This is a genomic window from Thalassotalea psychrophila, assembly GCF_031583595.1.
Lineage (GTDB): Bacteria > Pseudomonadota > Gammaproteobacteria > Enterobacterales > Alteromonadaceae > Thalassotalea_A > Thalassotalea_A psychrophila.
In genome coordinates this window covers 2895756-2909989 of record NZ_CP134145.1, presented here as the reverse complement: position 1 = coordinate 2909989, position 14234 = coordinate 2895756, and the positions used below count along the sequence as shown (strand labels likewise).

7 protein-coding genes are annotated in these 14234 nt (G+C 38.0%); 6 read left to right on the top strand and 1 reads right to left on the bottom strand.

All coding sequences use genetic code 11. The features are described 5' to 3' along the window. The first annotated feature begins 152 nt into the window (after positions 1-152). The 6 genes from RGQ13_RS11845 to pyrD all read left to right on the top strand — a co-directional run bounded on the left by RGQ13_RS11845 (position 153) and on the right by pyrD (position 13343). The gene (locus RGQ13_RS11845) at positions 153-2180 is read left to right on the top strand and encodes a DUF1302 domain-containing protein (RefSeq protein ID WP_348389960.1); all 2028 of its coding nucleotides are present in this window, start codon (positions 153-155) and stop codon (positions 2178-2180) included. An 11-nt stretch (positions 2181-2191) separates the two neighbouring features. Then, positions 2192-3556: a DUF1329 domain-containing protein gene (locus RGQ13_RS11840; RefSeq protein WP_348389959.1), complete on the top strand. Its 1365-nt coding sequence runs from the start codon at positions 2192-2194 to the stop codon at positions 3554-3556. 94 nt (positions 3557-3650) lie between these two features. Continuing rightward, entirely contained in the window at positions 3651-4658 is a 1008-nt protein-coding gene (locus RGQ13_RS11835; RefSeq protein WP_348389958.1) for a WD40/YVTN/BNR-like repeat-containing protein, read from the top strand. Between the two features lie 12 nt (positions 4659-4670). Next, positions 4671-7025: an efflux RND transporter permease subunit gene (locus RGQ13_RS11830; RefSeq protein ID WP_348389957.1), complete on the top strand. Its 2355-nt coding sequence runs from the start codon at positions 4671-4673 to the stop codon at positions 7023-7025. Positions 7026-7365: 340 nt separating this feature from the next. Further along, positions 7366-12192 carry an NAD-glutamate dehydrogenase gene (locus RGQ13_RS11825; RefSeq protein WP_348389956.1) on the top strand — a complete coding sequence of 1609 codons (4827 nt, stop codon included), beginning with the start codon at positions 7366-7368 and terminating at the stop codon, positions 12190-12192. Positions 12193-12332: 140 nt separating this feature from the next. Continuing rightward, entirely contained in the window at positions 12333-13343 is a 1011-nt protein-coding gene (pyrD, locus tag RGQ13_RS11820; protein WP_348389955.1) for a quinone-dependent dihydroorotate dehydrogenase, read from the top strand. A 64-nt stretch (positions 13344-13407) separates the two neighbouring features. Here the strand turns inward: pyrD and RGQ13_RS11815 are convergent, their stop codons facing one another. Further along, on the bottom strand, positions 13408-14202 hold the full coding sequence (locus tag RGQ13_RS11815) for a hypothetical protein (protein ID WP_348389954.1): 795 nt from the start codon (positions 14200-14202) through the stop codon (positions 13408-13410). Positions 14203-14234: the final 32 nt, after the last annotated feature.

Below are 14234 nucleotides of genomic sequence, written 5' to 3'. Positions count from 1 at the left end.
CATACAAACCAATAGTTTTACTCAGGTTTACAACTGTTATTTAGTGTTGCCAACATGTTCAAATAGTGTAATTATTATTTCAGTAAATATAAATTAAGAAAAATAACGCACATAAAACTATAAAGTTTTTCTATATTCTTGGGGAAAAAATAATGCCAAGTTCTACTTTAAATTTTGGTAAAAATCGTATCGCAAAAAGTGTTGCTGCCAGCATAATGCTGTTAGCAACATCACAAGCAAACGCTGTTCAATTCGACCTAGGTGACTTTAAAGTCAGCTTTGATTCTACTTTTTCATACGGTGAATCTCATCGTATTGAAGACAGAAACTGGGACGGGATAGGTAAGTCGAATAACTTAAACAATAATATTGATTGGGTTAACAATCCTCCTGGTCAAAGTGACGTCTGGCTAAATGGCGCGGGTAGTTACTCTACCAATGGTGATCTCGGTAATTTAAATTACGACTCTGGTGAAGCATTCTCAAGAATGTTTAAAGGTAACCATGAACTAGATATTACCTACTCTAACGATGTTGGTGATTTTGGTGTGTTTGCTCGTGGGATGTATTTCTACGATTTTGAAATGATGGATAACTCTCGTCCGTATACGCACCCTGTTACCGGTAAAGAGCTTAGCCCATGCGATGATGATGATGCTAAAGATGAAATTTGTAGAGATGTGCGTTTATTAGATGCCTTTGTTTATGCCGATTTTTACGTAGGTGATACACCCGTAAGTATTCGTGTTGGTGACCAAGTAATAGGTTGGGGTGAAAGTACTCTAATTGCTCATGGTATTAGTGAAATCAATCCAGTTGATATTGCCCGCTTAAAAGCTCCAGGCTCTGAATTAAAAGAAGCGTTTATTCCATTTGGCGCGGTTTGGGCCTCAGTTGGCGTAACCGAAAATTTCAATATTGAAGCGTTTTATCAATATCGTTGGGAAAAGTCAGTATTACCTGCACCAGGTAGCTACTTTTCGACTAATGATTTTGCCGGCTCTGGTGGTCATTTAAATAATATTCAACTTGGTTTTGGTGGATTAGTTGATCGAAACTTAGAACAATTTATTGCTGAATTGAATGATGTTGGTGATAGCCTAAGAATGGGTGATGCAACGGCGGTTGGTGATTATACCGCAATGCTTACTAATCAAGGTTTAAAAGGTAATGGCAGTCGTGGAGAAAGAACTCCTGACGATGGCGGCCAATATGGTTTGAAATTTTCTTATTTCTTCCCTTCGCTTAATGATACCGAATTAGCGCTTTATTATATTAATTATCATTCACGTCGTCCTACCTTTTCAGGTGTTGCTGCAAATTTAGACCCGGCTGCAATTGGCGCTGATTTAGCGACGATAGGTGGCGGCGCAATTACTGAAGATAATTACTTAGATTTGAATTTATTTGGTAAAGCATTTTTAAATTATAAAGAAGACATAAAACTATACGGATTAAGCTTTAACACAGCTGTCGGCTTAACCTCGGTTGCTGGTGAAGTAACATACCGTCAAGATGAGCCGTTACAAATTGATGATGTAGAGTTATTGTTTGCCGCGATACCAGATCAAGCGTTGAGATCTCAGGGAGTTCCTGAAATTTTTAAACTGTCGCAAATGCCTTATCAAACTGGCGAAGAAGTTCAAGGGCATGTTGAACTTGATACCGCACAGTACCAAGTGACATTTACACATTTATTTGGCCCAAGTCTTGGTGCAAGTCAATTCACCGGTTTATTTGAAATTGGTGGTATCAGTATATTTGATATGCCAGAACATGATGAACTTAGACTCAATGGCCCAGGAACAGATAGATCAGGTACCACTCTAGAAGAACATCCTTTGATTAACGCAGTTCAAGGCGGAACAGAATCAAATCCATTCCCGGATGACTTTGCTTGGGGTTATAAAGTATTAGCTAAACTTGATTATAACGACGTGTTTTGGAGTATGAACGTATCGCCAAGAGTTGTGTTCTCACACGATGTAGAAGGTATTACCCCAGATCCATTGTTCCTTTTTGTTGAGGAAAGAAAGTCAGTATCTGTCGGTATAACGTTTGATTATCAAAGTAAGTTATCGTTTGATCTAAATTACAACAGCTTCTTTGACGGTGTAGGTTCTACAAACACCACCGAAGACCGCGATTTCGTATCATTTAATGTTAAGTATTCAATCTAAGGTTAGAAACAATGAAAAATATAACAGCAATTTCATTAGCTATTACACTAGCGCTAACTTCAGCAGCAAGTATTGCAAAAGTTAGTCCTGAAGACGCCGCTAAACTCGGTAAAGAATTAACGCCTATGGGCGCTGAAATGGCCGCAAACGAAGATGGTTCAATTCCTGCGTGGACTGGTGGTATAACTGAAGCTCCAGCGGGTTACAAATCTGGCGATCATCATCCAGACCCGTTCCCTGAAGATAAAGTTCAATATACCGTTGATAGTAGTAACTACGCACAATACAAAAATTTATTGAGTTTAGGTCAACAAAAATTATTTGAGACTTATCCTAAGACATTTAAAATGAATGTTTATCAAACACGTCGCAGTGCTTCATATCCACAACACGTTTATGATGAAACATTGAATAATGCGTCTCGCGCCGAACTAATTCGTGATGGTAACGGTATTAGTAAAGCCGCTGTTGGGGTTCCATTTCCAATTCCTGCTAATGGCCTAGAAGCTATTTGGAATCACAGTTTACGTTACCGTGGTGAAAGTATTACTCGCCAAGGTGGCCAAGCCGCACCTACAGCGTCAGGTAGTTTTACCTACATAGGGTTTGATGAAGCATTAATCATCCCTTATGGCGTTAAAGGTGCAAATTATAAAACGCTTGAAGATACTAATATTTTATTTAAGTTTAAGCAGCAAGTATCGCAACCAGCCCGATTAGCCGGTACAGCGTTATTAGTTCATGAAACAATGGACCAAATTAAAACTCCACGCCAAGCTTGGACCTATAATACTGGCCAACGTCGTGTACGCCGAGCTCCAAACGTAGCATACGATGCACCAGGTACAGCGTCTGATGGCTTACGTACTACCGATGATTTCGATATGTTTAACGGCGCACCAGACCGTTACACTTGGGAATTAAAAGGTAAGCAAGAGCTGTTGATACCTTACAACGATTACCGTTTACATAGCGATAAACTTAAATATGATGACATTTTACAAGCTGGACATATCAACCCTGATTTAGTTCGTTATGAAAAGCATCGTGTATGGGTTGTTGAAGCGTCATTAAAAGATGGTACTAGTCATGTTTATAAAAAACGTACCTTCTATATTGATGAGGACAGCTGGCAAGTATCGGTTGCCGACATGTACGATAACCGTGATGAATTATATCGTGTAGCTGTTGCTCATGGTCTTAACTACTACGAGTTACCGGCGCAATGGTCTACACTTGAGGTATATCATGATCTGCAATCACGTCGTTATATTGCTATCGGTTTAGATAATGAACACAACATGTATGACTTTGCTCCAAAGCATAAAGACAGAGATTTTACCTCTTCAGCCTTACGCCGAGCAGGTCGCAGATAAGAATCGGCCTTATTAAAAAACGGTTGGCTCTGCCAACCGTTTTTAGTTTTAGGTTAGTTGTTATTATAACGTTAACTATTGAGTTTATAATTTTATGATCCGTGTATTCAAATTGATGCTAGTTTATTGCATTTTCCCTTTTTCCGTCTTAGCCAGCAATACTCCAGTTCCTGCTGAAGTACTCCCTTTAGCCTCTAAATCGTTAATGCTAGATATCGCTAAAATTAGTGATACTTCGTTAATTGCCGTCGGCGATAAAGGTCATATTTTACTTTCAAACGATGGTATTGATTGGCAACAGCAATCCGTACCAGCAAACTCTGCATTAAACCGAGTTTATTTCATCAATGAACAACAAGGTTGGGCCGTTGGTCACGACTCAGTCATTTTAAATACTACTGACGGTGGTACAAGTTGGGCAATTCAAAATTACCAACCTGAAAAAGAACGGCCATTATTTGATATCGTATTTTTTGATGATAAACATGGTATTGCCGTTGGCGCTTATGGTGTTTTTTATCGCACCATTGACGCGGGTAAAACTTGGACTGAAGAGTTCCATTTAGAATTAGTTAATGTAGACGATCAAGAATACTTACTAGAGCTAAAAATTGAAGACGAAGAATTTTATCTGGAAGAAATAGCCAGTATCTTGCCGCATTTTAATCGTTTGTTATCAAGTGGTAATGAATTATATCTAGCTGGTGAAATAGGCATGTTGGCAAAAAGCTCCGATCAAGGGAAAACTTGGCAACTTCTTGATGAAATTTACATGGGTTCTTTTTTCGATATAGCTCAAATTAATGAGCAGCAACTGCTTGTGGTTGGATTACGCGGTAATATCTTTTCCAGCACAAACGGTGGTGCAGGGTGGCAACATCAAAGCACAAACACTACGGCGTTATTAAATGATGTTGTTGTTACAGACCTTGGGCATGTATATGTGTTAGCAAACGCCGGTGTTATTCTAAGTAGTGCCAACGGCACTGATTTTACCTTAAGCACACAACCTGATGGTAAAGCCTTAATTGGTGGCGTTTGGTTCAATAACAAACTTATAGTCGCCAGTGAAGTTGGCGTCAAAGTATTGGCTGTTAATTAGTAGGAGCCAATAATGGCAATTTTAAAATTTTTAAATCATCTTGAACGTAATATCTTTCGTTTCAGGTTCTCCGTACTCGGAATATTTCTTTTTATTACCGGTTATTTATTAGCGCAAGCAACAAACATTAAACTTGATGCATCATTCGAGAAGAATGTCCCGTTACAACACAGCTATATGCAAACTTATTTGAAGCATCAAACTGATTTTGGCGGTGCTAACAATGTATTAATTTCTGTATGTAATACCAATGGTGATATTTTTAACGCTGAGTTTTTCACTACACTTAAAGGTGTGCACGACCAACTGTTCTTCATTCCTGGGGTTAATCGTATTCTGGTTAATTCATTGTATGCGCCATCCACTCGTTTTGTCGAAGTAGTTGAAGATGGTTTTGCTGGCGGGCCGGTAATTCCAGCGGATTTTCAGCCAGACGAAAATGGTTTGGCTATTGTAAAAGGCAACATTGAAAAAGCCGGTGTTGTGGGGAGTATGGTTTCTGATGATTACACCTGTTCAATGGTAAAATCATCGTTAATGGAAATAGATCCTCAAACCGGTGAAAAGCTAGATACTCTAAAATTAGCCAAGCAACTCGAAGATGAACTGCGTGGTGAATTTGAAAAAGATAATATTAGTATCCATATTATTGGTTTTTCAAAGATGGTTGGCGATATAGCTGACGGTGCTAAAGGTGTTGTTACGTTCTTTGCTATTGCCATAGCAATAACCGCAGTAATGGTTTATTTATTTTGTAATTCCATAACCTTAACTCTTCTACCTATTCTTTGTTCATTAATTGCGGTTATCTGGCAAATGGGGATGCTGACAGTTTTAGGGTTTGGTTTAGATCCTATGTCTATTTTGGTGCCGTTTTTGGTCTTCGCCATAGGGGTGAGCCATGGCGTACAAATGATCAATGCAATTTCAAAAGAAGTGGCAAAAGGTAACAATGCCAGACAGGCTGCGCAGTTAAGTTTCAGACGATTGCTAGTCCCTGGTGGTATCGCTTTACTGTCAGACACTGTTGGTTTTTTAACATTACTCGCGATTGATATTGGTATTATTCGTGAATTAGCCATAACTGCATCATTGGGTGTGGGGCTTATTATTTTTACAAACCTTTTATTGTTACCAATATTAGTATCATTTGTTCGTTTTAACGAAGAAGAGCAGAAACACATTATTGATAATGCCGACCATAAACTAATGAATAGATTGTTATGGCGAAAAGCGGCTATTGTTACCTCTAAAAAGCCAGCGGCGATTATATTAACGTTAACCGCGATACTGTTTATTTGGGGTTTCAACCAAAGTGGTGAACTAAAAATTGGTGAACTGCATGCCGGGGCTCCAGCATTACATGAAGATTCTCGTTATAACCAAGATACATTCTTAATTACTGATAAATATGCGATTAGTGTTGATTATATGTCGGTTGTTGTCGAAACTTTTGCTGAGTCCTGTGTAGAGCATGAAGTGCTAAATACCATTGATACTATGCAGTGGCGTTTAGAAAATGTTCCTGGTGTGCAATCTACGGTTTCTTTAGCTAGTGTCGCTAAAATCGTTAATACCGGCTACAACGAAGGTAATAAGCGTTGGCAGGTATTATCTCGAAACCAACAAAGCTTAGTACAATCGATTGCGCGCATTCCACAAACCAGTGGTTTGTTAAACACTAATTGTAGTGCTATGCCGATCATTCTATTTATGGAAGATCATAAAGCAGATACGATTGAACGAATTGTAAGTGCCGTTAAAGAAAATGCTGCAGAGTTAAACACTGAGACCATCAAGTTTAAATTAGCATCTGGTCCTGTTGGTGTTATGGCTGCTACCAATGAAGCGGTAGCTGAAGCGCAAATTCCAATGATGTTTTATGTATACGGCGCGGTAACGTTATTATGTTTGATTAGCTTCCGCTCTGTACGGGCAACCATTGTCGTTATTGCCCCACTTTATGTTGTCTCCACGCTAGCGCAAGCACTTATGACTTACCTCGATATAGGTTTAACTGTATCTACGCTACCTGTAATTGCGTTAGGGGTAGGTATTGGTGTTGATTATGGTATTTATATCTTATCTACCATGAGTGCTCACTTAAGACATGGCGAAAGCATGGCTCAGGCTTATCTATCTGCCCTTAAAGAACGCGGCAGTGCGGTATTAATTACCGGAATAACCTTAGCAATTGGTGTATCAACTTGGTTTTTCTCAGATCTTAAATTCCAAGTAGATATGGGCATATTATTAACGTTTATGTTTTTGGTTAATATGCTTGCGGCAATTATTATTTTACCGGCACTTTCGACCTTCTTATGGCCAGATAAAAAACATCTGAAAAAAAGCGCTGAAATAAAATAATTTAAATGACAATAAAAAAAATTGTAATGACTTAAAAATTATTTTTATTCAAGTTGTATTCATTAAACTGCATAACTAATCACTAAAATGGCCGAAAGGCCATTTTCTATTTATCGCTACTGAATAATCACTTACCTTTGCTCAACCGCTTTATAAAAATTGGTATTTTTACTCTAATAAAGTACTCGCAAAACAGCAAAAATCACAATAGAATCCGCCCCATAGACTAATCTAAGGTTTTATTTTACAAGAATTTACTATACTTATTGAAATCTTGTTGTAATAAGCTGTGAAAGTTTAAATAACCAATTACATTTCGCCTTAATCTGAGGGTACAAATATGGCGTCATTAGATAATAAATCTTCTGTACTGTTTAAAAATGTTGCAAAATTAATTCACAATAAGGTGCCAAGTGAAACGGCTCCTTTATTAGAAAAATTTACCAGCTTACTTTATAGTAATCTGTCAAAAGATGATCTTGCTGGTCGTAATGACAGCGATGTTTATGGAGCAACATTGAGTCTTTGGAAAGCGTTAAATGCACAAAAAGATGATAAAGCCTTCATACGTGTATTGAACCCTGAAGTCTCCAAACATGGTTGGAAGTCTAGCCATACTGTAATTGAAGTTATTATTAAAGATGTACCATTTTTAGTTGATTCAACCCGAATCGCTTTAAACCGTTTAGGTCTATCTCCACATTTAATATTGAACTGCCCACTAAACATAGTTCGTGGTTATAACGGCAGTGTTGAACAAATATCTCCAGCTCGTGAAGAATTAAAAGACAGCATTTGTGAAACTGTATTTTTTATTGAAATTGACCGTTTATCAGATCAGTCACAATTAGATGAACTAACAGCCGAATTACATTCAGTATATGAAGATGTTTCACTAACGGTTACCGATTGGCAACCATTAATGGAAAAATTCACTGACAGCATAAAAGGCCTAGATAAGTTTAAAGCGCAAGTTGATGAAACTGACTTTAATGAAGCAAAAGAGTTTTTAAACTGGCTTTGTGATAATCACTTTACCTTTATGGGCTTTCGCTCGTATAACGTAGTAAAAGTTGAAGGTGATATTGCCTTAGAAGCTGATATTGATACAAGCTTAGGATTATTACGCAATTCAAATGGCACTAAGCAACGTCTAGTTTCAAAATATTCTGAATCGGCAAGAGAGTTAGCATTAGGTAAAAATTTACTGATACTTACTAAAACTAATTCTCGTTCACGTGTACACCGTCCTGCGCATTTAGATTATATTGGTATTAAGCGTTTTGATAACAAAGGTAATATTGTTGGCGAAGATAGATTCGTTGGCTTGTTTGGCTCGGCTTTTTATAATAATAGCGCCTTGAACGTACCTATCATTCGACATAAAGTTCAACGCGTAGTTGATAATTCTGGTTTTGCTAAAGGCTCACATGCTTATAAAACCTTGATCAATATTTTAGAAACATTCCCTCGTGATGAAATATTACAATCAAAAGAAGATGAATTAATTGACACCGTAAAGGGTGTTTTGCAAATGCAAGAACGAGACAGAACAGGGTTATTTGTTCGTCGTGATGCATTTAATCGATTCTTTTCTTGTATGGTGTATGTGCCTCGTGAGCGTTATAACACGCAATTACGTGTTGATACCCAAGAAATATTACAAAAAGCGTTTGGCACCTCAGCAGAAGTAGAATTTAATACTTACTTCTCAGAGTCTGTACAAGCAAGAACACATTACATAGTCAGAGTTGACTCAACTAAAGCAGATATTGATGTGAAAGAAATTGAACATAACCTAAATCAAGCAGCACGCAGCTGGGATGACAAATTAGTCGATGCCTTAAACATAAATAAAGGTGAAGTATTAGGGAAGTTGCTAAGCCGTAAGTATGCAAATTTTCCACAATCGTATAAAGATGAAGTTTTACCTGGTACAGCTATCGTTGATATTGAAAAACTTGAATCTGTGTCAGCTGAAAAACCACTTGAAATGTTGTTTTACCAGCCGCTTGAAGAAAAAGCTGATTCACGTTTTGTTAAGTTAAAATTATTCCATAAAGGTGAACCATTACATTTATCTGATGTATTGCCTATGCTGGAAAACTTTGGTTTACGTGTTATTGGCGAAAGCCCGTACATGGTGCGTAACTGTGACGGTGAAATGTGCTGGATCCTAGATTTTTCAATGTTGTTAACCGGCAATAAAACCTTTAATTTAGAGCAAGTTCAAATATTGTTCCAAGATGCTTTTGCTAAAGTGTGGCACGGTGAATTAGAAGATGATGGTTTTAACCGTTTAATTTTAGGTGCCGGTCTTGCTGGTCGTGAAGTGTCAATTTTACGAGCTTATGCTAAATATCAGCAACAAATTGGCAGCACGTTCTCACAAAGCTACATTGAGTCTACATTTACTCGTTATCCTAACTTTGCTGAATTATTAATACAGTTATTTGAACTTAAGTTCACACCGAATGGTAAAAATAACAGCAAAGCTATTGCTAAAGTTGTTGAAACTATCGAGTCATCACTTGATAGCGTAGCAAGCCTTGATGACGACAGAATCATCCGTCGTTATGAAGAGATCATTAACGCAACGGTTCGTACAAACTATTTCCAAAATAACGAGCAAGGTAATATTAAGTCATACATTTCATTTAAAATGTTGCCTGAACTTATTCCTGAAATGCCGAAACCGTTACCTAAGTACGAAATATTTGTCTATTCACCTCAACTTGAAGGTGTCCATTTACGTGGCGGTAAAGTTGCTCGTGGTGGTCTACGTTGGTCTGACAGACGAGAAGACTTTCGTACTGAAGTACTTGGTTTAGTTAAAGCGCAGCAAGTAAAAAATACGGTAATTGTTCCTGTAGGTGCTAAAGGTGGCTTCTTCTGTAAACAATTACCTGTTGGCGGCACTCGTAATGAAATATTTGAAGCCGGACGTGAATGTTACAAAACCTTCATTCGTGGTTTATTAGATGTTACTGACAATATTGTTGGTGGTGAAGTTGTTCACCCTGAAAACGTAGTTCGTTTAGATGAAGATGATACTTACTTAGTTGTTGCAGCCGATAAAGGTACGGCAACTTTCTCTGATACCGCAAATGGTATCGCCGAAGAGTATAATTTTTGGTTAGGTGATGCCTTTGCCTCCGGTGGTAGTGTAGGTTATGACCATAAGAAAATGGGCATTACCGCAAAAGGTGCATGGGAGTCAGTTAAACGCCATTTCCGTGAAATGGATATTAACTGTCAAACCACAGATTTCACCTGTTTAGCTGTTGGTGATATGGCTGGTGATGTATTTGGTAATGGTATGCTGTTATCGAAACATATTTGTTTGCAAGTGGCATTCAACCACATGCATATCTTTATTGATCCTACACCGAATTCAAAAGCTACTTACCCAGAGCGTGATCGTTTATTCAACCTGCCGGGCTCAAGTTGGGATGATTACAACCAAGATCTTATTTCAGAAGGTGGTGGTATTTTCTTACGCTCAGCTAAATCAATTAAGCTGACGCCCCAAATTAAGAAAATGCTTGGCACTAAAAAAGTAACTATGGCACCAAATGAATTAATTCAAGCTGCCTTAAAAATGAAGGTCGATTTATTCTGGAATGGTGGTATTGGTACTTATATTAAAGGTACTAACGAAAGTCATTTAGAAGTAGGTGACCGTGCGAACGACTTACTACGCGTAAATGGTAATGAAGTTCAAGCTAAAGTTGTAGGTGAAGGTGGTAACTTAGGTTGTACGCAACTGGGCCGTATTGAATATACAGCCAACGGTGGCCGTATGAATACCGATTTTGTTGATAATGTTGGTGGCGTTGATTGTTCTGATAATGAAGTAAATATTAAAATTTTACTTAATGTATTAGTAGCCAATGGCGACTTAACCTTAAAACAACGTAATAACTTACTATACGACATGACTGATGAAGTTGAAGATATCGTATTAGAAGACTGTTATCGTCAAACTCACTCAATTTCTGTTTCAGAGTCGCGCGGTGCAAGTAAACTTAAAGAGCATGCTCGCTTTATTCACCACTTAGAACGTGAAGGGAAGTTAGATCGTGGTTTAGAGTTTATCCCTAACGATGAAGAAATTGCCGATCGTATGTCGAGCAATCGTGGTTTAACCCGACCAGAGTTATCGGTACTTATCGCCTACGGGAAAATGGTATTAAAAGAACAACTGGTAGTTGATGAAATCACTAATGATACATTTATTAGTGCATTATTGATCAAAGCATTCCCGGTACAGCTTCAAGAAAAATATCAAGCCGAGATGCAAAACCATCCACTTCGCGGTGAAATAATTGCCACTCGTTTGGCCAACAACTTATGTAATTACATGGGGGCTAATTTTGTTTATCGTATGGGTGAAGAAACAGGTGCCGATGTTGCTGAAATTGCTAAATGTTACACCATGGCGAGTGAAATATTTGAGTTAGAAGATATATGGTCAGCCATAGAAGTGCTTGATAATAAAATATCAGCACAAGTACAAACTAAAATGTTATTCGAAATGCGTCGCACAATTCGTCGTGCCACGCGTTGGTTCTTGCGTCACCGTAATAAAGCCCTTGATATTGAGCAATCAATTGAGTTTTATCGTCCTACGTTTAAAATCATGTCGAATAAAATGGACAAATTATTAGTTGATACTGAAGCTCGTCAATTAAAAGTAGGAAAAGAAAAACTGTTAAATGAAAAAGTACCAGCAAAAATTGCTGAACGAATTTCATTATTATCTACGTTATTCTCAACTATGGATATAGCCCAAGTTGCTTGTCAAGAATCTCGTGATATAGAACTTGTTGCAGAGTTATATTTCACCATAGGTGAGCACTTAGATTTACATTGGTTCTTGAATCAAATTACAGCTCAGCCGGTTGAAAACCACTGGCAAGCACTAGCTCGTGCTTCATTTAGAGAAGAGCTGGACTGGCAACAGCGTGCATTAACGTCAGTAATTTTGAAAGGCAGCCCAGACAGTAAAGACATTGATCAAATGTTTGAAGCCTGGATGGAAACGTCTTCACAACCAATTGAGCGTTGGAAACAAATCCTTGCTGACTTTAGAACAACGAAAACTCACGAGTTTGCTAAGTTCTCAGTAGCGTTGCGTGAATTAATGTTGCTTGCTCATCAGTAGTGATCAGTAAGTGTAAAATATTATTAATAATTTATACTTTCTAGCTAGAAATGATAAACTCCCTTTTTAAGGGAGTTTATTTTTTTATAAGCCTAAAAAAATTAGCTATTTCATTCCAATTCCATTTATTTTGAGACGTCATGCTTTATTCTATTGCCCGTAATTTATTGTTCAAACTTAGTGCTGAACAAGCCCACGAATTAACCATTAACATGCTTAAACTACCTGCATCTTTTGCACTTAAAGGTTTGTATGGTGCACAAGTTAAAGATAAACCAGTAGAAGTGATGGGCATAACATTTCCAAACCCGGTAGGCTTAGCTGCTGGCTTGGATAAAAATGGTGAATGTATTAATGGCTTTGGCGCAATGGGCTTTGGCTTTGTTGAAATAGGTACTGTTACACCGCGTCCACAACCGGGTAATCCAAAACCTCGTATATTCCGCTTACCAGAAGCAAATGCGATTATTAACCGCATGGGTTTTAATAATCATGGTGTTGATTATTTAGTAAACCAAGTAAAAAAAGCAAACTTTAAAGGTGTGCTTGGTATCAATATAGGTAAGAACAAAGATACCCCTGAAGAGAATGCCAAAGACGATTACATTTTTTGTATGCGTAAAGTCTATGAGCATGCCACCTACATTACTGTAAATATTTCATCACCAAATACTCCTGGCTTACGTGATCTACAGTACGGAGACGCCCTTAATAACCTTTTAAGCGCGTTAAAGGCCGAGCAAACAGCACTTGCTGCTAAACACGGGAAATACGTACCTATTACCGTTAAAATAGCTCCTGACTCAACAGCAGAAGAAATTGCTGGCATAGCAGAATGCTTGTTAGCCAATGAAATTGATGGTGTTATTGCGACTAACACCACATTAAGTCGTGAAGGCGTAGAAAACTTAGAACATGGCAGCGAAATGGGCGGTTTAAGTGGTTTACCTGTTCAAGATAAAAGTACAGAAGTTATAAAGCTATTAGCCAAAGAGCTTGATGGAAAAATGCCTATCATTGGTGTTGGCGGTATTAACAGTGTTGAAGCTGCCCAAGAAAAACTGGCCGCAGGCGCTAGCTTAGTACAAATTTATACTGGCTTTATTTACGAAGGCCCTAAACTTATCAAAGACATCGTCGACGCAATCTAAAAACAGATAAACTAGGGTCAGAGTCAGGTTATTGTGTAATAACCTGACTCTGACCCTAGTTTTGTTATATTTGATCTATTAGCAAAGCAGAGTTGTTTGGCTGTTGAAGATCTGATTTTATTTCTTTCATCGCTTTTTTAAAATCACTGCGCAAATGTGATTTTAAATGAGTAGCTACTTGTTTTGCTGGAATTTCTTTTAATGTCGTAAACAGCGCCAAACAATAAAGCATTTCCTGCTCAGGTAATGCCACTTCTCTATTGGCATACTTGTTATAACAACTACCACAGCCACCTTTAAATTGATAAGCGGTGTTAGCAAACATCACCCCAAACCCCATGAAACAAGCTAGCAGATCAACTGCTTGTGGAACAAACTCTTCACCTCCAGGTGGTAATACACCACGTTGTGCGACCAAAATTGAAGCAAAGGCTTGCGCAAATGAGGCGACCAAATCTTGAGGTTGGTTAATTTGTGACGGGTTATAACTGACTAAAATCGTGGCATTATTATTCTCACTGTAGTCACTATTAACTATCTGACTTTGTGAGCCGCGCATGCCGTCAGTAAAACTTAGCTTGGCCATAGGGCTTTGTTGATAGTTATCTGGCCTTACCAATTTAATTGGCCAGTGTTGCATGCCGGCATACTTCAAGGTGTGCTCAAATACCGATTGCGCCATTTCTTCTATGCTGTTTACTTTACCAGGATAGAATTCATGTATTGGCAATATTAGCTGAGAGTCTTGTTTAAATACGTTTAAATCAAACTCTCTCAACGCCCAGGAAAAGGTGTCTAATATCCAATTTTTTGTGGCGTTATCAAGTAATGGACTGGTTTTAAATAGGTTGGATAGCATGACAGTAAATAATTCTAAAATAGATTAAAGAT